Here is a 19724-nt window from a genome sequence, read left to right as displayed (position 1 = left end):
GAGCCGGTGAGCGGGAAGCTGCCGCTGGCCGAAGACGAGACCTCTCACACCGCGTGCGCCCGCACCCTTGTGCGTACGGGCGTGGACGATGAGACCGGTGAAGTCCTGTCTGAGGCGGTGCTTGCGCAACGGATCGGTTGGTGTTCCGATCTGGTGGCGGGCATGGTAGGTGCCCTGATCGGGGAGCACTGGAACACCGCGGATGTGGAGGTGCTGGCCTCCGGGGTGGACGCGGGCGGCCGGAAACTACCGTCGAACGCGTGGATGGCGCTGCGGCGCAACGCCCACGCGACCCCACCCCGGTGGGAAACGATCCCGGAAACCCCATCCGACTCAGGATCGCTTAGTTGATCAGGGACGCTATCGGCGGACCGGGGAGACCGGCGGCGAGGGAACGCTCTGGTTCAGCTCGGGGGCGGACGACGAGCAGCACGGCCTGGTGGGGCAGGTGATCCGGGCGAACTGACCGACAGCTTCGGCCCACCCGCCGCGCCCCGGGGTTCCCCCGGGGCGCGGCGTCGTGCCGCGGCGGAAGCGCTACGACGACGAACTCGCCGGAGCCGGGGTCAACCGGCGCTCCAGCAGCAGTTCGTCGTGCAGCGGGATGCCGTCCGCACCGATGACCGGGATGGTCGGCTTCAGTTCCCGGGCACGGTCCACCGCGCCCGCGTCCACCGCCACGATGCGCAGCCGCCGCCGCTGGTAGAAACGCAGCGCGGCGAGGTTGTCGTTGGTGGTCACCAGCCACAACCGCGTCGCCCCGGCGGCCCGCGCGACCTCCTCGGCGGCGGCCAGCAGGGCGCTGCCGGCACCCGACCCCGGGCTGGTGGCCACCAGGCTCACCACCTCCAGCCCGTCGTCGGCGAGCCGGTGCACCAGCGCCCCGGCCAGCTCACCCGCGCCGTCCACCACCACCAGCGTGGGCAGCTCCCGCAGGTCGTAGCGGGTGTCGTGGACCACCACGTACGGGCCACCCCACTCGCGGTGGTGCAGCGCCGCCACACCCTCACGGTCGGGTGGCTCCGCGGGTCGTACCTGGATCGGGGCCATCGGGCCGTCCCCCTCGTCGTCTGCCGGGCGGGCCACACCCCACCGACCGGGCGCGGGTGAGGGCGGGTCAGCCGCGCAGGCGCAGGCCGCGCGGGGTGGTCCGGAAGCCGGCGGCGGTCAGCGCGTCGCGCAGCGGCGAGGAGTGCACCGCCTCGCCGTCGGCGCGCTCCACCGAGATCGCGCCGAGCGCGCCGGAGTGCACCGCGTCGGCGAGCGCCTTGCCGGCGGCGGCGAGCACGTCACCGTCGTCGGTGAAGGAGAGGACGGTCCGCCCGCCCCGCTCGACGTAGAGCACCAGGTCGCCGCCGACCAGCACGACCAGCGCGCCGGCCTTGCGCCCGGCCCGGTGCCCGGTCGCCGGAGCCGCGCCGTCACCGGAGTCGACCACCCGTTCCGGCCAGGGCAGCGCCGCGCCGTACGGGTTGGCCGGGTCGGTGGCGGCGAGCACCACGGCCGGCCCGCTCCGGCCCCGGGTGTCGTCGGCCGGGTCGGCCAGGGCGCGGATCCGGTCCACCGCCCCGGGCACCGCGAACTGCGCCGCGCCCAGCCCCTCGACGAAGTAGCCCCGCCGGGCCGCCCCGCGCTCCTCCAGTGCGGAGAGCACCGGGTAGACCCCGGCGAACCCGCCGGCCACCTGCTCGGCCATGACCGCGCCCCGGGTTACCACGCCGTGCCGTTCCAGCAGCAGGTCGGCGAGGGCCGCGGCTCGCCGGGTGGGGTCGAGGTCGCGCTCGGGCAGCCGGGTCCAGCGCCCGGCCACGGTGGGTGGGCCGCCGCGGCTGGGCAGTGCCACCCGGCCGGGCCGGCGGTAGCGGGTACGCGGCGCGGATGGCCGGGACCGGTGCGCCCCGCCCCCGCCGAGCACCGCCCGCAGCGGGGCCAGGGTGTCGTTGGTGAGGTGACCGGCCCAGACCAGGTCCCAGATCGCGGCGGCCAGGGCGGTGTCGTCGGTGGACCCGACCCGGTCCGAGAGCGAGCGGAAGAACAGGGCCTGCCCGTCGGCGAGCGCGTCGAGCACGGCCTCGTGCAGCGGGGTCAGAGCCAGCGCCTCGTCCGGCGGGGGGAGCAGCAGCGGGGCGACGTCCGCGTACGCCAGGGTGACCCAGCCGTCCCCGCCGGAGATCGCCCCGGAGCCGGCCCAGACCACCTCGCCGCTGGCGCAGAGCTCGTCGAGGTGGGCGGGGGAGTAGTCGGCGACCCGGGCGGGCAGCACCAGCCGTTCCAGCGCGGACGCCGGCACCGCGGCCCCCTGCAACTGCTCGACGGTGGCGGCCAGCGCCTCCACGCCCCGGGCCGAGGAACCCACCTGCTGCCAGCGGGGCAGGAACGCGGCCAACGCCCGGGGCGGCACCGGCTCGATCTCCCGGCGCAGCGCGGCCAGCGAGCGGCGGCGCAGCAGCCGCAGCACCTCGGCGTCGCACCACTGGGTGCCGACGCTGTCGGGGGCGAACTCGCCGGAGACCACCCGCCCGGTGGCGGCGAGCCGGCGCAGCGCCTGCTCGACCACGAACACGCCGAGCCCGAACCGGGCGGCACAGCTGGCCGCCGCGAACGGGCCGTGGGTGCGCGCGTACCGGGCGACCAGGTCGCCCAGCGGGTCGGCCACCGGCGCCAGGTAGGCCTCGGCCACCCCGACCGGCAGCGCCACGCCGAGCGCGTCGCGCAGCCGGGCCGCGTCCTCCACGACCACCCAGCGCTCCTCGCCGGCGATCCGAACCGACAGCGCCCGCCGGGCCGCCGCCAGCTCGGCCAGCCATCCGGCCGGTACGCCCCGCTCGGCGAGCTCGGCCTCGCTCAGGTCCCCGACGACGCGGAGCAGCTCGACCACGTCCTCGGCGTCGCGGGGGCGGCGCTGTTCGGTGAGCCAGCGCAGCTGCCGCTCGGTCTCGGCGAGCACCGCCGGGTCGAGCAACTCCCGCAGGTCGACCCGGCCGAGCAACTCGCCGAGGAGCCCGGAGTCGAGGGCGAGCGCGGCGGCCCGGCGCTCGGCCAGGGGCGCGTCGCCCTCGTAGAGGAACGCCCCGACATAGCCGAAAAGCAGCGACCGGGCGAACGGCGACGGGCGCTCGGACTCGACCTCGACCAGGCGCACCTTGCGGGCACCGAGGTCGCGCATCAGCTCGGCCAGGGCCGGCTGGTCGAAGACGTCCTGGAGGCATTCCCGGGCGGCCTCCAGGGTGACCGGGAAGTCGGCGTACTCCCGGGCGACGTCGAGAAGTTGCGCGGCGCGCTGGCGCTGCTGCCAGAGCGGCTGCCGGCGGCGCGGGTCGCGGCGGGGCAGCAGCAGGGACCGGGCCGCGCACTCGCGGAACCGGGAGGCGAACAGCGCGGAGGTGCCGACGGACTCCTCGACCAGCTGGGCGATCTCGTCGGGTTCGAAGACCACCACGTCGGCGCCGGGCGGTTCGTCGGCGGTGTCCGGCAGCCGCACCACGATGCCGTCGTCGGAGGGCATGACCTGGGCGTCCACGCCGTACCGCTCGGCGAGGCGCCGACCGATCGCCAGCGCCCACGGCCCGTTGACCCGGGCACCGAGCACCGAGTGCACGGCGAGCCGCCAGTCGCCCAGCTCGTCGCGGAACCGCTCGACCACCACCGTCCGGTCGTCCGGCAGGGAGCGGGTGGCCTCCTTCTGCTCTCGCAGGTATGCCATCAGGTTGCCGGCGGCCCAGTCGTCCAGCCCACCGGCGCGCAGCGCGGCGACCGCGTCCCCATCGCTCTGCCGCAGCAGGGCGCGGACCCGGGCGCCGATCGCCCGGCCCAGCTCGACCGGGCGGCCGAGCTGGTCGCCCTTCCAGAACGGCATCCGGGCGGCCTGGCCGGGAGCGGGGGAAACCAGCACCCGGTCCGGGGTGATCTCCTCGATCCGCCAGGACGACGAGCCGAGCAGGAACACGTCGCCGACCCGGGACTCGTAGACCATCTCCTCGTCCAGCTCGCCCACCCGGGCGGCGCGCTCGGCACCGGCCAGGAAGACGCCGAACAGGCCCCGGTCCGGGATGGTGCCGCCGCTGGTCACCGCGAGCCGCTGCGCGCCGGGCCGGCCGGTGAGCACGTCGGTGGCCCGGTCCCAGACCAGCCGGGGCCGCAGCTCGGCGAAGGCGGTCGACGGGTACCGCCCGGAGAGCATGTCGAGCACGGCGTGCAGCGCGGAGTCGGGCAGCTCGGCGAAGGGGGCGGCGCGGCGGACCAGCACGGCGAGGTCGCCGAGCCGCCACGGCTCCAGGGCGACCATCGCGACGACCTGCTGGGCCAGCACGTCGAGGGGGTTGCGCGAGTAGTGCAGCTCCTCGATCGCGCCCTCGCCCATCCGTTCGGCCACCACCGTGCAGGAGAGGAGGTCGCCCCGGTGCTTCGGGAAGACCACGCCCCGGGAGACCGCGCCGACCTGGTGCCCGGCCCGGCCGACCCGTTGCAGCCCGGCGGCGACGCTCGGCGGGGCCTCGATCTGCACCACCAGGTCGACCGCGCCCATGTCGATGCCGAGCTCCAGGCTGGAGGTGGCGACCACGGCCGGGAGCTGCCCCGACTTCAGCGCCTCCTCGATGTGCTTGCGCTCCTCCCGGGAGACGCTGCCGTGGTGGGCCCGGGCGATCACCGGGGGCGCGCCGGCCGTCGCCCCGGACTGCGCCATCACCTCGGCCGGCTGGCGTGGCGCCCGCAGCGGCCCCACCGGCCCGCCACTGTCGGCGGTGCGCCTGCCGTCGCCGCCCGGCGGGTTCGCCGCCTCCAGTTCCTCGGCCGCCAGCTCGTTGAGGCGCGCGCAGAGCCGCTCGGCACTGCGCCGGGAGTTGGTGAAGACGATGGTCGACCGGTGCGACCGGATCAACGAGAAGACCCGTTCCTCGACGGCCGGCCAGATCGAGGCCCGGCGGGGGCCGATCCCGCCCAGGTCGTCCTCCGGCGGCTCCTGCTCGTCGAGGCGGGTCATGTCCTCCACCGGCACCTGCACGCTGACCTCGATGGTCTTGCTGCTGGGCGGCTGCACCACGTCGACCGGGCGGGCGCCGCCGAGGAAACGGGCGCAGGCGTCGATCGGCCGGACGGTGGCGGAGAGGCCGATCCGCTGGGCCGGCGTCTCCAGCAGCGCGTCGAGGCGCTCCAGGGAGAGGGCCAGGTGGGCGCCGCGCTTCGTCCCGGCGACCGCGTGCACCTCGTCGACGATCACCGTCCGGACGCCGCGCAGCGAGTCCCTGGCGGCGGAGGTGAGCAGCAGGAACAGCGACTCCGGCGTGGTGATGAGGATGTCCGGCGGGGTCCGCGCGAAGGCCCGCCGCTCGTCGGCCGGGGTGTCACCGGTGCGCATGCCGACGGTGATGTCGGGCGGGGTGAGGCCGAGCCGGGTGGCGGCTTGTCGGATGCCGGCGAGCGGGGCGCGCAGGTTGCGCTCGACGTCGACGGCGAGCGCCTTGAGCGGGCTGACGTAGAGCACTCGGCAGCGCTGCCGGGCCTCGGCCGGCGGCGGCTCCTTGGCCAGCCGGTCCAGCGACCAGAGGAACGCGGCGAGAGTCTTGCCGGAGCCGGTCGGGGCGACGACGAGAGCGTTGCGGCCGGCGGCGACCGACCGCCAGGCGCCGGCCTGGGCGGCGGTCGGGGCGGCGAAGGCGGCGCTGAACCACTCCCGGGTCGCCGCGCCGAAGCCCGCCAGCACCGCCGCATCCTGGGTCACCTCGTCCGCCACGCCTTCTATCCTGCCTCGACGGTGTGACATCCAGCCCGCGCCGGACGCTGTTCTGTCCGGGTCGACGTCTTACGCTACGGATGCGGTGTTACTAGCGTTAAGTCTTACTTAACTGCTTGCTTGTGACGCACAACATAAAGTAACTTCACCCGCAACGCAGCGCAGCGTCGGGTGGGGGGCATGGATGACCGTCGAGGGGCGAGGCTCCGGGCCCGGGACCGACGTGCTCATCCGTAAGGTCGACAGCCATCTCGCCGCGCTCCGCACCGGCCTGCACGGCCCCGAGCTCCAACTCGCCGAGGAGCTCGCCCACTGCCTGCGCGAGCTGGTCGTCGCCACCGCCCACTCCAGTGCCGCCGACCGGGGGCTGGTCCGCGCCGCGGTGCACTATTTCGTGCTGCGCCGGGAGAGCCGGGGCAAGCTGCTCCCGGTGCGCTCCCTCGCCGCGGCGCAGCGGGTGGTCAACAAGGCCGTGCTCCAGCTCGGCCGCCCCGACCTGCTGGTGGAGACCCGACGGGAGCGTCCCGCCCGCCCGGCTCGGGTTCGTTGACCACGACGTTCGCGGTCCGCGGGCCCTGGAGCGGGCCGGCTCGGGGCGGGTTTCCGGAAAAGCGCCCGGGCGGCGGCGATCTGACGTCTGATCGGTCGTGGCCGCAGCGTGCCGGCGGGCGCTGCCACCTCGACCTGGAGTGCGCGTGCTCGTCCTGCTGATCCTGCACCTGGTGGCGGCGCTGCTCGCGCCGCCACTGGTCCGTTGGTGGGGTCCGCGCGCCTGCTACCCGCTCGCCCTCGCCCCGGCCGCCGCCTTCGGCTGGGCCGTCGCGCACACCGGAGCCGTCCGCGACGGCGGCGCGGTGGTCGAGACGTACCCGTGGATCGCCCAGCTCCAGCTCGACGTGGCGCTGCGGGTCACCACCCTGTCCTGGCTGATGATGCTGCTGGTCGGCGGCGTCGGCGCGCTGGTGCTGGTCTACTCCGCCCGCTACTTCCATGCCGGCTCGGCGGGGCTGGCCCGGTTCGCGGCCGTCATGGTCGCCTTCGCCGGGGCGATGCTCGGCCTGGTCGTCTCCGACGACCTGCTGCTGCTCTACGTCTTCTGGGAGCTGACCACGGTCTTCTCCTACCTGCTGATCGGGCACAGCACCGAACGGCGGTCCAGCCGGTGGGCCGCCGCCCAGGCGCTCACCGTCACCACCCTGGGCGGGCTGGCCATGTTGGTCGGCTTCCTGCTGCTCGGCCACCACGCCGGCGGCTACCGCTGGTCGCTGATCACCGCCGGGCCGCCGCCCGGCGGCGGGTACCTCGTGGTGGCGGTGCTGCTCATCCTCACCGGGGCGCTCGCCAAGTCGGCGGTGTTCCCGTTCAGCTCCTGGCTGCCGGTGGCGATGGCGGCACCCACCCCGGTCAGCGCGTACCTGCACGCGGCGGCGATGGTGAAGGCCGGCGTCTTCCTGATCGGGCTGCTCGGCCCGGCGCTCGCCCCGGCCGGCCCGTGGCGGGCCGTCACCGCGGTCGCCGGGCTGGTCACGCTGGTCGCCGGGGGCTGGGCGGCGCTGCGGCAGACGGACCTGAAGCTGCTGCTGGCGTACGGGACGGTGAGCCAGCTCGGCCTGCTCACCGTGGTGCTCGGCCTGGGCACCCCGCAGGCGGCCCTCGCGGGCGTCGCCGTGCTGCTGGCGCACGCGCTGTTCAAGGCGGCGCTCTTCCTCGTCGTCGGCATCCTCGACCACAGCGCCGGCAGCCGGGACGTGCGCGAACTGTCCGGGGTGGGGCGGGCCGCACCGGTCCTCGCCGGGCTCGCCGCGCTGGCCGCCGCCTCGATGGCCGGGCTGCCGCCGCTGCTCGGCTTCGTCGCCAAGGAGGCGGTCCTCGCCGCCTTCGCCGACCGGCCGCTGGTGCTCGCGGTCCTGGTGGCCGGCACCGCGCTCACCGTCGCCTACAGCATCCGCTTCTACTGGGGGGCCTTCGCCGCCCGGCCCGGCATCCCGGTCACCGAAATCGAGCGGCCGCCGGCCGCGATGCTCGTACCTGTCGGCCTGCTCGCCCTGGCCGGGTTCGCCGCCGGCCCGGCCGCCGGCTGGCTGGGCGGCCTGCTTCGCCCGTACGCCGAGCTCTTCGGCCCGGTCGAAGAGCACCTGGCGCTCTGGCACGGACCGACCGCGGCGCTGGGCCTCTCCGCCGTCGCCATCGGCGGCGGCGTGCTGCTGCACCTGGTCCGCGGCCCGCTCACGCCCGCGCTGGCCCGGCTGCGTTTCCCGGTCGGCGGCAACCAGGGGTACGAGTGGATCACCCACCGGTTCGACCGGGTCGCCATCGAGGTCACCGGCGCCACCCAGCGCGGTTCCCTGCCGCAGTACCTGGGCACGATCCTGCTCGCCCTGGTGCTGGTGCCCGGCACGGCCATGCTGGCCACCCGACCGTGGCGCAACGAGATCGCGGTCTGGGACAGCCCGGTCCAGCTCGTGGTCTGCGTGGTGATCGCGGTGGCCGCGCTGCTCGCGGTCGGCGCGCGGCGGCGGCTCACCGCGATGCTGCTGGTCGGGGTCACCGGCTACGGCACCGCCATGATGTTCGTCCTCTACGGTGCGCCCGACCTGGCGCTCACCCAGTTCCTGGTGGAGACCGCCACCATCGCGGTCTTCGTGCTGGTGCTGCGCCGGCTGCCGGACCGCTTCTCGGCCCGCCCGCTGCGCCGCAGCCGCTGGGTGCGCCGGGGGATCGGGGTCGCGGCCGGACTGGTGATGGCCGGCCTCGCCCTGGCCGCGGTGGGCGCCCGGCGTGCCCCGTCGATCTCGCTGGCCTTCCCCGACCTCGCGGTCGTCCAGGGCTACGGCCGCAACGTGATCGACGTGACTCTGGTGGACATCCGGGCCTGGGACACGATGGGGGAGATCGCGGTGCTGGTGGTGACCGCGACCGGGGTGGCCAGCCTGATCTTCGAGCGATCCCGCACCGGGCCCCGGCCCCGCCGACCCCGGCCGTCCGGCCCCCGGCGGGACCGGCGGACGGTGTGGCTGCGCGGCGGGGCAACGCTGCCGGCCCGCCGCCGCTCGATCGTCTTTGAGGTGGTCACCCGGCTGATCTTCCACACCGTGCTGCTCTTCTCCCTGTTCCTGCTCTTCTCCGGGCACAACGCCCCGGGCGGCGGCTTCTCCGGCGGGCTGGTCGCCAGCCTCGCGCTGACCGTCCGCTACCTCGCCGGCGGCCGGTACGAACTGGCCGAAGCCGCCCCGGTCGGGGCGGGGACGGTGCTCGGCGCGGGACTGGCCGTCGCCGTCGGCAGCGGCGTGCTCGGGCTGCTGTTCACCGGTGACGTGCTGCAGAGCGTGAAGGTGGACCTCTGGCTGCCGCTGATCGGCCACTACTACCTGGTCACGTCGCTCTTCTTCGACATCGGTGTGTACCTGATCGTGGTCGGGCTGGTGCTGGACATCCTGCGCAGCCTCGGCGCCGAGGTGGACCGGCACGTGGAGGCGGCCGGCGAGCCGGCCCGCGGCCTCGTCGTCGAGCGCGAGGGGGACCGGACGTGAGTGCGAGGAGTGAGCCGGTTTTGCGAGCCCCGCAGTCGCGAACTGAGGTGGCGACGTGAGTGCGAGGAGTGAGCCGGTTTTGCGAGCCCCGCGGTCGCGAACAGGGGTGGCGCGATGACGCGGGGCGCTACGGGGCCGACCCTGGTCCTGGTGATCGCCGTCGGGGTGCTCGTCGCCGCCGGCGTCACGCTGGTGCTGGAACGCAGCCTGACCCGGATCCTGCTCGGCGTCATCCTGCTCGGCAACGGGGTGAACCTGCTGATCCTGCTCGGCGGCCGGTCCGGATTCGCGCCGGTGGTCGGCACCGCGCCGACCGGGGAGATGAGCGACGCCCTGCCGCAGGCCATGGTGCTGACCGCCGTGGTGATCACGTTCGGGCTGACCGCGTTCCTGCTCGCGGTCGCCTACCGGAGCTGGTACCTCACCGGCGACGACGAGGTGCAGGACGACCTGGAGGACCGGCAGATCGTCCGGCTGGCCGAGCGGAACGAGGTGTCCGCCGCGGACCTCGGCGGCGAGGGGCCGGACCTCGACCCGGAGCAGGTGGATCCGGAGCCGGCGCTGCGCCGGCTGCGCCGGCGCGGGGAGCAACGGTGAGCGCGAGGAGTGAGCCGGTCCTGCGAGCCCCGCAGTCGCGAACGAAGGTGGCCGCGGTGAGCGCGAGGAGTGAGCCGGTCCGGCGAGCCCCGCAGTCGCGAACGAAGGTGGCCGCGGTGAGCGCGAGGAGTGAGCCGGTCCGGCGAGCCCCGCGGTCGCGAACGGAGCTGGCCCGGTGACCCCGGCCCTGGTGCCGTTGCCGGTGGTGGTGCCGCTGCTCGGCGCCGCGCTCACCCTGATGCTGACCGGCCGGCCCCGGATCCAGCGGACCGTCAGCGTGGTCGGCCTCTCCACCACGCTGCTGGTCGCGGTGGTGCTGCTGGTCGAGGCGTACCGGCACGGGCCGGTGGTGGTCCGGGTGGGCGGCTGGCCGCCGCCGGTCGGCATCGTGCTGGTCGCCGACCAGTTGGCCGCGCTGATGCTGGTGGTCTCCGCCGCGGTGACGCTCTGCGTGCTGCTCTACTCGATCGGGCAAGGCCGGGGGGAGACCGGCGAGAGCGCGCCGGTGAGCATCTACCACCCCACGTACCTCGTGCTCACCGCCGGCGTGACCAACGCCTTCCTCGCCGGGGACCTGTTCAACCTCTTCGTCGGCTTCGAGATCCTGCTGGCCGCGAGTTTCGTGCTGATCACCCTCGGCGGCACCGAGGTGCGGATCCGGACCGGCTCGACGTACGTGGTGGTCAGCATCAGCTCCTCGATGATCTTCCTGGCCGCGGTGGGCCTGGTGTACGCGGCCACCGGCACCCTCAACATGGCCCAGCTCGCCGGGCGGCTGGACGACCTGCCGGACGGCGTACGCCTGGTGTTGCAGCTGATGCTGCTGCTCGCCTTCGGTATCAAGGCGGCGGTCTTCCCGGTCTCCGCCTGGTTGCCGGACAGCTACCCGACCGCGCCGGCTCCGGTCACCGCGGTCTTCGCCGGCCTGCTCACCAAGGTCGGCGTGTACGCGATCATCCGCACCGAGACCCTGCTCTTCCCCGGCGGCCAGGTCGCCGGCCTGCTCATGGTGGTGGCCGGGCTGACCATGGTGGTCGGCATCCTGGGTGCGGTCGCCCAGTCCGACATGAAGCGGCTCTTCTCCTTCACCCTGGTCAGCCACATCGGCTACATGATCTACGGAGTGGCGTTGAGCACCGTCGCCGGCCTCACCGGGGCGATCTTCTACGTGGTGCACCACATCACCATCCAGACCACCCTCTTCCTGGTCGCCGGCTTGATCGAGGAGCGGGCGGGCAGCACCGACCTGCGTCGGCTCGGCGGGCTGGCCCGGCTCGCCCCGCTGCTCGCCGTGCTCTTCTTCGTCCCGGCGATGAACCTGGCCGGCATCCCCCCGTTCTCCGGCTTTCTCGGCAAGCTGGGCCTGCTCCAGGCTGGCGTGGCGGCGGGCGGGGTGCTGCCCGGCGTGCTGGTCGCCGCCGGCACGCTGACCAGCCTGCTCACCCTCTACGCCGCCTCCCGGGTGTGGAACATCGCGTTCTGGCGGGCGCCCCGGCTGGCCAGCTCCGGCCCGACGGTCCGGCTGCCCGGGCTGATGGTCGGCGCCACCGCCGCCCTGGTGGCCCTCGGCGTGGCGCTCACCCTGGCCGCCGGGCCGCTGTTCCGGATCACCGCGGACGCGGCCACCGACCTGCGCCAACGCACCCCGTACGTGCGGGCCGTGCTGCCGGCGGGCGTGCGGTGACCGACGACCGGCCGGCCGGACCGCCGGAGTCGCCGCCGCCGACACCATCCGTCGGACGGGGCGGGCGGCGCCGGGACCAGGCGATCGCGCTCGGCTGGCTGGTCGCGATCTGGCTGCTGCTCTGGGGGGATTTCTCCTGGGGCAACCTGCTCGGCGGGATCGTCGTCGGCGCGGCCGTGCTGCTGTTCTTCCCGCTCCCGCCGGTCACCTTCGGCGGCCGGATCCGCCCCGGCGCGCTGCTGTTGCTGGCGGTCACCTTCGTCGGTGAGCTGGTCAGTGCCAGCGTGCACGTCGCCGCCATCGCGGTCCGCCCCCGCTGCCGGCCGCGCGGCGCGATCATCGCGGTCCCGCTGCGGGTCCGCACCGACCTCAACCTCGCCCTCACCGCCGAGGTCATCTCCCTGGTCCCGGGCACCCTGATCGTCGAGGTGGACCGCGACCACGGCCTTCTCTACGTGCACGTCCTCGACGTACGCGGCCCGGAGGACCTGACCGGCAGCCGGGAGCGCATCCTCGCCGTCGAGCGGCGCATCGTCCGCGCCGTCGGCTCCCCCGAGGAGGTACGCCGGCTGCGCACCGAACCCGACGACAGGAGGACCCACCCGTGACCACGCTTCTCGCCGTCGCGCTGACCGGGCTGCTCTCGGTCACCGCGCTGCTCGCCCTGGCCCGGATCTACCGGGGGCCGTCGCTGCTGGACCGGATCGTCGCCGCCGACCTGCTGCTCGCCACCATGCTCGGCGCGGTCGGCGCGGAGGCGGCGGTGACCCGGCACGCCACCACGCTGCCCGTGCTGGTGGTGCTCTCCCTGCTCGGCTTCGTCGGCTCGGTGTCGCTGGTCCGCTTCGCCGTCCGGGAGGAGGCGTGACGGCGGTCGCCGACTGGCTGGGTGCGGCCTGCCTGCTGGCCGGGGCGCTGCTCACCCTGGCCGCCGGGATCGGGGTGCTGCGCTTCCCGGACGTGCTCGGCCGGATGCACGCCGCCACCAAGCCGCAGGTGCTCGGCGTGCTGCTGCTCCTCGCCGGCCTGGCGCTGCGGCTGCGTACGCCCGCGGACCTGGGCATGATCGCGCTGGTCGCGGTCTTTCAACTGGCCACCGCTCCGGTCGCCGCGCAGCTGATCGGGCGGGCCGCCTACCGGTCGGGGCGGGTCGACCGGAAGCTGCTGGACGCCGACGACCTGGCCGGGCGGTGAACCGGACGACGGGGAGGCTTCCCGGCACCCTCAGCGAACGCCCAGCCGCCACCGATAAAATGGTCGCATGATCGACTCCTCTGCCCAGGAGGGCAGCAGTAGCCAGCCGGGTCGTGCCCGGCATCTCGCCCCGACGGCCCCGGGAGCCCTGAGCCTCCCGTGCTGATCCTCGTCGGACTTGCCCTCATCATCGTGCTCACCGCCGCCACCGGTTACTTCGTGGCGCAGGAGTTCGGCTACGTCGCCGTGGACCGGGGCAAGCTCAAGCAGCTCGCCGACGGCGGCGACCAGGCCGCCGCCCGGGCCCTGGAGGTGACCGGGCGCCTGTCGTTCATGCTCTCCGGCGCCCAGCTCGGCATCACCGTGACCGCCCTGCTGGTCGGTTACGTCGCCGAGCCCTACCTGGGCGCCGGGCTGGCCGACCTGTTCGGCCTCGCCGGGGTCTCCACCTCGGTCGCGCTGCCGCTGTCGGTGGCGCTCGCCCTGATCATCGCCACCGTGGTGCAGATGGTCCTCGGTGAGCTGGCTCCGAAGAACCTCGCCATCGCCCGCCCCGAGCCACTGGCCCGGGCGCTGGCCCGGTCCACCCTGCTCTACCTGCGAATCGCCGGCCCGCTGGTCACCCTCTTCGACCGGGCCGCCGTGCGGCTGCTCCGCCGGGTCGGCATCGAGCCGATCGAGGAGCTGCCCAGCGGGGCGACCCCGGAGGACCTGGAACAGATCATCGCCGAGTCCCGGGAGGAGGGGCACCTCGACGCCGCGATGTCGGACCTGCTCGACCGGGGCCTCGATTTCCGTGAGCTGACCGCCGGGGAGGCCATGGTCCCCCGGGTCGACGTGCACACCGTACGGGCCGACGAGCCGGTCAGCCGGGTCGTCGAGCTGCTCGACACCGGCCACTCCCGGTTCCCCGTGCGCGGCGCCGAGGGCGTCGACGACCTGGTGGGCGTGGTCGGCATCGCCGACGTGCTCGGGGTGCCGCCGGCCGAGCGGGCCACCACCCGGGTGGACACGGTGGCCGTACCCCCGCTGCTGGTGCCGGAGACGCTGCCGCTGCCGACGGTGCTGGACCGGCTGCGGGTCGGGCACCGACAGCTCGCCTGCGTGGTCGACGAGTACGGCGGCTTCGCCGGCGTGATCACGCTGGAGGACATCGCCGAGGAGCTGGTCGGGCCGATCCGCGACGAGGACGACCCGCCGGAGCGGGCCCCGGCCCGGCAGGAGGACGGCTCCTGGGTGGTGCCGGCCCGCTGGCGGATCGACGAGGTCGCCGACAGCACCGGCATCGCCCTGCCCGAGGCACCCGAGTACGACACGCTCTCCGGGCTGGTCATGCGGGAGCTGGGTCGGGTGCCCGAGGTGGGCGACCGGCTGGAGATCGCCCTCAGCGTTGACGGCGAGGAGCCCGACGTCGAGCCGCGCGCCCTGGTCGAGGTGCTGGCCGTGGACCGGCACGTGGCCGACTCCGTCCGGCTGCGGAGGACCGCGGTCGAGCGCGGGGAGGAGGCGGCATGAGCCCCGGGTTCGCGCTGTTCTCCTCCGTGGTGCTGCTGGCGCTCAACGGGTTCTTCGTGGCCGCCGAGTTCGCCCTGGTCGCGGCGAAGCGGTACCGCCTCGAGCAGATGGCGACCGGCGGCGGCCGGGCAGCCCGCGCGGCGCTGGACGGCGTCCGTGAGCTGAGCCTGATGCTGGCGGGTGCGCAGCTCGGCATCACCCTGTGCACCCTGGGCCTCGGTGCCCTCGCCGAGCCGGCGATCGAGCACCTGCTCAGCCCGCTGCTGCACGCCGTCGGGCTGCCGGAGGCGGTCAGCCACCTGGTGGGGCTGCTCTTCGCCCTGGCCCTGGTGACCTTCCTGCACCTGGTGGTCGGCGAGATGGCCCCGAAGTCCTGGGCGATCACCGACGCGGAGCGCTCGGCGACGTTGCTGGCGCTGCCGTTCCGGGCCTTCGCCCGGGTGTCCCGCCCGGTGCTCTCGGCGCTGAACGCGCTGGCCAACGCGGTGCTGCGGCTGATCGGGGTGCGCCAGCAGGACCAGCTCGCCCAGGTGCACGGCCCGGACGAGCTGCGCATCCTGCTGGAGCAGTCCCGTGAGCACGGGCTGCTCGGCGCCGAGCAGCACCAGTTGCTGACCAGCATGCTGGAGCTGCAGGGCACCAGGGTGGCGCAGGTGATGGAGCCGTTCGACCGGATCGTCACGGTCCGGCGGGACGACACCGCCGAGCGGATCGAGCACGTCTCGCGGGACAGCGGCCGCTCCCGGCTGGCCGTGCTGGACGTCGGCGGCGAGGTCTGCGGCCTGGTCCACGTGCGTGAGGCGGTCCGGGCGGTCACCACCGGCCGGCCGGCGACCGCGGGCGAGCTGATGACCCCGGCGTTCACCCTGCCCGGTGAGGCCTCGGTCACCGAGGCGGTCGCGGCGATGCGCGGCCAGCAGGCCCAGTTGGCGCTGGTCCGCAACGGCGGCGGCCCGACCCGGCCGGTCGGCTTCGTTGCCCTGGAGGACCTGCTGGAGGAGGTCATCGGCGAGTTCGACGACGAGACCGACTCGGTGCCCCGGGGCCGCCGGATGCGCTGACCCCGGTCCCTCGGTCCGGCCGCCGGGTCCCCGCGACCCGGCGGCCGGCCCGTCTCCGCGCCCGATCCCGGACAGGCGTGCCCGGCCGGCGAGCGGGAATGCCACCGGGGTCGGTGGAGACGGGGGGTGCGCGCGGTGCGGCTGACCGGGGTGTCGCCGGAGTCGGTCTGGACCGGGCTCGCGGTGACCACCACCCTGCCCAACCCGAGCACCCGCCCGGGGCTGCGCCTGCCCGGCCGGGTGACGGTTACCGCCGGCGGCTCCGACGTCGTGGTCCGGCACATCCGGCTCGGGCTGGTCGCCCAGCTGGAGCTGGAGGACCCGGACGCGCCCCGGCGGTTGGTGCAGTACCACCAGGTGCCGATCGCGGGCCGGTTCGTGGTGCCGGCGGGGCGGCGGCGGGAGGTCGAGTTCGCGTTCCCGCTGCCGTGGGAGACCCCGGTGACCATCTTCGGCGGGGTGCCGCTGATGAGCCTGCGCACCGGGCTGCGTACCGAGGTGTCGGTCGACCCGGACCTGGACCAGGGCGCGATGGTGCCGGTCTTCGTCCACCCGCTCCCCACCCAGCAGCACATCCTCGCCGCGCTGGACAGCCTCGGGTTCGTGATGCGGCAGGCGGGCCTGCAGCACGGTCGGCTGCCCGGGGTGGAGCAGACCCTGCCGTTCCACGAGCGGCTGGGCTACTGGGTGGCGCCGCTCTACGCCGGGCCGATCACCGAGCTGGAGGTGATCTTCGTGACCAACGCGGCCGGGCTGGAGGTGCTGCTCTGGGTGGACCGACGGCTCGCCCTGGCCGGGGTCACTCACCAGAGCATCAGCCGGTTCCGGGTCTGGCACGCCGGGGCCGAGCGGCGGGACTGGGTCGCCACCGTGGACGGCTGGCTGCGGCACGCCGTCAACCGGCACGCCGCCGCGGCCGCGCACAGCGACCGGTCGGCGAAGATCCGCGAGTCCGCCCACGTGAGCCGACCACCGGACGAGCCGGTCGCGCCGGGCTACGGCCTCGGCGGCACCGCGGGAAGTGGCGGCGTCGGCGGGGGCGGCGACGGCACCTGAGCGCCGGCCGCCGCCCGACGCACTAGACCGAGGCGGTGGCGAGCTTGAGGCTGAAGCCGAGGAAGAGGATCGCCACGCCGGTGGTGGCGCCGGCGGCCAGCCGCCGGCGGCGGTGGAACTGGGCCGCCAGGAAGGTGCCCGTGAAGATCAGCGCGGTCAGGTAGAGCGCGCTGGTCACCTGGGCGATCAGCCCGAGCAGCAGGAACGACAGCGCCGGCCAGGCGTACCCGGGGTCGACGAACTGGATGAAGAAGGAGATGAAGAAGAGGATCGCCTTCGGGTTGAGCAGGCTGATCACCAGCGCCCGCCGGAACGGGCTGCGCAGCGCCGCCGGCTCCGCCGCGTCGATCAGCCGCGGCGTGGCCGGGTCGTTGCGGTCGCGCCAGCGTCGCCAGGCGCCGCGCAGCATGGTCAACCCCACATAACCGAGGTACGCGGCACCGGCGTACTTGACCACCAGGAAGAGCGGCGGGTACGCCTTGAGCAGCGACGCCACCCCGGCGGCGGAGAGGAACATCAGCACCGAGTCGCCGACGAACACGCCGCCGGCGGCCCGGTAGCCCACCCGCACCCCGCGCTTGCCGGCGGTGGAGAGCACGAAGAGCGAGTTCGGCCCGGGGAGCAGCACGATCGCCACGGTCCCCAGCACGTACGTCCAGATGTCGGTGATCCCCAGCACGCCGGACATCATGACGCCGCGGGTACCGCCGGGCGAAGCCGTTCCCGAAGCTTGAGCTGTGCGTTTGGCCACTCCGTGGCGAGCATCGAGTAGAGCGCCGACTCCCGCCAGGTGCCGTCGGCCCGCCGCCGGTTGGACCGCAGCGTCCCCTCCCGGGTGGCGCCGAGCCGCTCGATGGCCCGCTGCGACCGCTCGTTGAGCGTGCTGGTCTGCCAGGTGACCCGGATCGCGTCCAGCTCTGCGAAGGCCCGGGTGAGCAGCAGCAGCTTCGCCTCGGTGTTGATCCCGGTACGCCACCACGGCTTGCCGAGCTGGGTGTAGCCGATCTCCACCGCGCCCAGTTCGGGGTCGGGCTGGTAGTAGGAGGTGGTGCCGACCACCGCCCCGGTCACCGCGCACCGCTGCACCCAGGGTGTCCGGACGCCCCGCTGGTGGGCGTCCAGCGCGGCGCGCACGTTCCCGGCCATCTCCTCGGCGCTGCCGGGGCGCGGGCTGCCGACGTACCGCCACACCTCCTCGTCGTCGAGGGCGACGTACAGCTCCTCGGCGTGCGACAGGTCGAGCGGCTCCAGTACGACGTGCTCGCCACGCAGCACCACCGGATCCAGCCAGGGCGAGCGGGCCGGCCGGAGGTACGCCGGCACCGGCGCGGTCACCCCGGCGGCCGGCTCGGGCACGCCGGCGGTGAGCCGCAGCGGCACCACCCCGGCCCAGTGCGGCAGGTCGAGGTCGGCGGGATCGTCGTTGGCCCCGGCGGCCCGGGCGCGGACCGACACCTCGCGCAGCGGCAGGGCCAGCACGGCCGTCTCCGCCAGTTCGCGCCGGCTCGGCGGGCGGCTGTCGGTGCTGCGCCCGGTGGCCACCTTCTCCACCAGGGCGGTGAGTACGTCGAGCTTCTCCTGCTCGTCGGTCACCGGGCGGGCGCTGCCGTGCACGACCACCGACCGGTAGTTGGCGCTGTGGTTGAACTGGGACCGGGCGAAGACCAGCCCGTCGAGCAGGGTCACCGTGATGCAGACCGGCAGCCCGGCATCGCCCCGCGCGGCGAGCAGCGGCCGGCTGCCGGTGGAGCCGTGCAGGTAGAGGGTGTCGCCGACGCGGACATGCAGGGTGGGCAGGACCCGCGGCTCACCGTCCACGGTGAACGCCAGCGCGCAGTGGTACGCCCCGTCCAGCACGGCGTGCGCGGCGGCCTCGTCGTAGCTCATCCGGTTCCGCATGCGGGTGGCGGTGGTCCGTTCGGTCGGGGGGTACATGGGACATCCCACCTTTGTTCTAGTACAATCTCCGAACTGTGGCAGCACATTATCAGATCGCCGGGTCGTCCTCGGCCGCCATTTCGGCGAGCGTGGAAACCGGCATCCGTACCGGCGCGCTCGCCCCGGGCGACGCCCTGCCGGCCGTCCGCGCCCTCGCCGCCGAGCTGGCCGTCAGCCCGGCCACCGTCGCCCGGGCGTACCAGGAGCTGCGGCAGCGCGGCCTGGTCGTCACCGCCGGACGGCACGGCACCCGGGTCCGACCCCGCCCGCCCGTGGCCACCCGCCGCGCCGCGCTGATGCCGCCGCCGCTGCCCGGCGCCCGCAACCTCTCCTCCGGCCAGCCCGACAGCCGGCTGCTGCCGCCGCTCGGCCCGCACCTGGCCGCGCTCGCCGAGATCGGCCCACCCGGTGGGTACGCGGCCACCCCGGTCCTGCCGGACCTGGCCGCCGCGGCCCGCGACCGGCTCGCCGCCGACGGCGTGCCGGCCGAGGAGATCACGGTGACCGGCGGCGCGCTGGACGGCATCGAGCGCCTGCTCGCCGCCCACCTGCGCCCCGGCGACGCGGTCGCCGTCGAGGATCCCGGCTGGGCCAACCTGCTCGACCTGGTCGCCGCGCTCGGACTGCGTGCCATCGGGGTGCCGGTGGACGACGAGGGTCCCACCGAGCCGGGCGTCCGGGCTGCCCTGGCCAGCGGGGCGCGCGCCCTGGTCGTCACCAGCCGCGCCCAGAACCCGACCGGCGCGGCGGTCTCCGCCGGGCGCGCGGCCGCGCTGCGTACGCTCCTCGCCGGCCGCGCCGACCTGCTGCTGATCGAGGACGACCACGCCGCCGAGCTGGCCCGCGTACCCCTGCACCCGCTTGCCGGGGCGACCCCGGCGTGGGCCTTCGTCCGGTCGGTGAGCAAGCCCTACGGCCCGGACCTGCGGCTCGCGGTGCTCGCCGGCGACGAGGCCACGGTGGCCCGGGTGGCCGGCCGGGCCCGGGTCGGCGCCGGCTGGGTCTCCACCGTGCTGCAACGCCTCGTCGTGGCGCTCTGGCGCGACCCGGCCACCGCCGACCTGGTGCACCGGGCGGGGGAGAGCTATGAGCGCCGGCGGGACGGGCTGGTCGATGCTCTCGCGGCGCGCGGACTGGCCGCCCACGGGCGCACCGGGATCAACGTCTGGGTCCCGGTGCCGGACGAGACCCTGGCCGTCACCGCCCTGCGCGACGCCGGCTGGTCCGTCGCCCCCGGTGCGCTGAACCGGATCGCCGCCGCCCCCGGGGTGCGGATCACGGTCAGCTCCCTCGACGACGCCGACCTCGCCCCGCTCGCCGAGGCCGTCGCGCGCGCGGTCCGTCCGGCCCCCGCGGGCTTCACCGCCTGATCCCCGACGGCCGCATGGGGAGGTCGCGGGTGGGTAAGCCTGGCCGGG

General features: G+C 74.9%; 16 protein-coding genes. 12 read left to right on the top strand and 4 right to left on the bottom strand.

Annotation, left to right across the window (positions count from 1 at the left end; all coding sequences use genetic code 11):
• The first annotated feature begins 6 nt into the window (after positions 1–6).
• Positions 7–351, top strand: a complete 345-nt coding sequence (locus ACFYOS_RS25760; RefSeq protein WP_387146633.1) for a hypothetical protein — start codon at positions 7–9, stop codon at positions 349–351.
• A 186-nt stretch (positions 352–537) separates the two neighbouring features.
• Here the strand turns inward: ACFYOS_RS25760 and ACFYOS_RS25755 are convergent, their stop codons facing one another.
• Together ACFYOS_RS25755 and ACFYOS_RS25750 are read right to left on the bottom strand one after the other, a co-directional pair.
• Positions 538–1050: a GNAT family N-acetyltransferase gene (locus tag ACFYOS_RS25755; protein ID WP_387146630.1), complete on the bottom strand. Its 513-nt coding sequence runs from the start codon at positions 1048–1050 to the stop codon at positions 538–540.
• A gap of 67 nt (positions 1051–1117) precedes the next feature.
• Positions 1118–5761 carry an ATP-dependent helicase gene (locus ACFYOS_RS25750; RefSeq protein ID WP_387146627.1) on the bottom strand — a complete coding sequence of 1548 codons (4644 nt, stop codon included), beginning with the start codon at positions 5759–5761 and terminating at the stop codon, positions 1118–1120.
• 154 nt (positions 5762–5915) lie between these two features.
• On the opposite strand from ACFYOS_RS25750, the gene ACFYOS_RS25745 reads away from it, so the two are divergent.
• The 10 genes from ACFYOS_RS25745 (at position 5916) to ACFYOS_RS25700 (ending at position 16368) form a co-directional block, all read left to right on the top strand.
• Positions 5916–6281, top strand: coding sequence for a hypothetical protein (locus ACFYOS_RS25745; protein ID WP_387146624.1), 366 nt, complete (start codon positions 5916–5918; stop codon positions 6279–6281).
• 145 nt (positions 6282–6426) lie between these two features.
• Positions 6427–9261: a Na+/H+ antiporter subunit A gene (locus ACFYOS_RS25740; RefSeq protein WP_387146621.1), complete on the top strand. Its 2835-nt coding sequence runs from the start codon at positions 6427–6429 to the stop codon at positions 9259–9261.
• Between the two features lie 114 nt (positions 9262–9375).
• The gene (locus tag ACFYOS_RS25735; RefSeq protein WP_387146618.1) at positions 9376–9858 is read left to right on the top strand and encodes a Na(+)/H(+) antiporter subunit C; all 483 of its coding nucleotides are present in this window, start codon (positions 9376–9378) and stop codon (positions 9856–9858) included.
• Between the two features lie 175 nt (positions 9859–10033).
• The gene (locus tag ACFYOS_RS25730) at positions 10034–11542 is read left to right on the top strand and encodes a Na+/H+ antiporter subunit D (RefSeq protein WP_387146615.1); all 1509 of its coding nucleotides are present in this window, start codon (positions 10034–10036) and stop codon (positions 11540–11542) included.
• The gene (locus ACFYOS_RS25725; protein WP_387146612.1) at positions 11539–12150 is read left to right on the top strand and encodes a Na+/H+ antiporter subunit E; all 612 of its coding nucleotides are present in this window, start codon (positions 11539–11541) and stop codon (positions 12148–12150) included. Before ACFYOS_RS25730 ends, ACFYOS_RS25725 begins: the two co-directional genes overlap by 4 nt.
• Positions 12147–12410, top strand: a complete 264-nt coding sequence (locus ACFYOS_RS25720; protein ID WP_387146610.1) for a monovalent cation/H+ antiporter complex subunit F — start codon at positions 12147–12149, stop codon at positions 12408–12410. The genes ACFYOS_RS25725 and ACFYOS_RS25720 overlap by 4 nt, the downstream gene beginning before the upstream one ends.
• Positions 12407–12736: a monovalent cation/H(+) antiporter subunit G gene (gene mnhG / locus ACFYOS_RS25715; protein WP_387146607.1), complete on the top strand. Its 330-nt coding sequence runs from the start codon at positions 12407–12409 to the stop codon at positions 12734–12736. The genes ACFYOS_RS25720 and mnhG overlap by 4 nt, the downstream gene beginning before the upstream one ends.
• A gap of 159 nt (positions 12737–12895) precedes the next feature.
• Positions 12896–14251, top strand: coding sequence for a hemolysin family protein (locus ACFYOS_RS25710; RefSeq protein WP_387146604.1), 1356 nt, complete (start codon positions 12896–12898; stop codon positions 14249–14251).
• Positions 14248–15312, top strand: a complete 1065-nt coding sequence (locus ACFYOS_RS25705) for a hemolysin family protein (protein ID WP_387146601.1) — start codon at positions 14248–14250, stop codon at positions 15310–15312. The genes ACFYOS_RS25710 and ACFYOS_RS25705 overlap by 4 nt, the downstream gene beginning before the upstream one ends.
• Before the next feature lie 135 nt (positions 15313–15447).
• Positions 15448–16368 (top strand): sporulation protein, encoded by a 921-nt coding sequence (locus tag ACFYOS_RS25700; RefSeq protein WP_387146729.1) that lies wholly within the window; start codon positions 15448–15450, stop codon positions 16366–16368.
• Between the two features lie 22 nt (positions 16369–16390).
• Here ACFYOS_RS25700 and leuE read toward each other — a convergent pair whose 3' ends face one another.
• Together leuE and ACFYOS_RS25690 are read right to left on the bottom strand one after the other, a co-directional pair.
• A complete protein-coding gene (gene leuE, locus ACFYOS_RS25695; RefSeq protein ID WP_387146598.1) occupies positions 16391–17059 on the bottom strand; it encodes a leucine efflux protein LeuE in 669 nt (222 codons plus the stop codon).
• A complete protein-coding gene (locus ACFYOS_RS25690; RefSeq protein WP_387146595.1) occupies positions 17056–18303 on the bottom strand; it encodes a bifunctional pyridoxamine 5'-phosphate oxidase family protein/GNAT family N-acetyltransferase in 1248 nt (415 codons plus the stop codon). Before ACFYOS_RS25690 ends, leuE begins: the two co-directional genes overlap by 4 nt.
• A gap of 38 nt (positions 18304–18341) precedes the next feature.
• Between ACFYOS_RS25690 and ACFYOS_RS25685 the strand changes: the two genes are divergently transcribed.
• Positions 18342–19676, top strand: coding sequence for an aminotransferase class I/II-fold pyridoxal phosphate-dependent enzyme (locus ACFYOS_RS25685; protein WP_387146592.1), 1335 nt, complete (start codon positions 18342–18344; stop codon positions 19674–19676).
• The last annotated feature ends 48 nt before the right edge of the window (positions 19677–19724 follow it).

The organism is Micromonospora sp. NPDC005806, assembly GCF_042871425.1.
In the GTDB taxonomy this organism is placed as follows: domain Bacteria; phylum Actinomycetota; class Actinomycetes; order Mycobacteriales; family Micromonosporaceae; genus Micromonospora.
This window is presented reverse-complemented; position numbering and strand designations above follow the sequence as displayed.

Coding starts and splice junctions, on each gene's coding strand:
- ACFYOS_RS25745 (WP_387146624.1), top strand. CDS start 5,916: ATGACCGTCGAGGGGCGAGGCTCCGGGCCCGGGACCGACGTGCTCATC.
- ACFYOS_RS25750 (WP_387146627.1), bottom strand. CDS start 5,761: ATGTCACACCGTCGAGGCAGGATAGAAGGCGTGGCGGACGAGGTGACC.
- ACFYOS_RS25755 (WP_387146630.1), bottom strand. CDS start 1,050: ATGGCCCCGATCCAGGTACGACCCGCGGAGCCACCCGACCGTGAGGGT.
- ACFYOS_RS25690 (WP_387146595.1), bottom strand. CDS start 18,303: ATGTACCCCCCGACCGAACGGACCACCGCCACCCGCATGCGGAACCGG.
- ACFYOS_RS25735 (WP_387146618.1), top strand. CDS start 9,376: ATGACGCGGGGCGCTACGGGGCCGACCCTGGTCCTGGTGATCGCCGTC.
- ACFYOS_RS25705 (WP_387146601.1), top strand. CDS start 14,248: ATGAGCCCCGGGTTCGCGCTGTTCTCCTCCGTGGTGCTGCTGGCGCTC.
- leuE (WP_387146598.1), bottom strand. CDS start 17,059: ATGATGTCCGGCGTGCTGGGGATCACCGACATCTGGACGTACGTGCTG.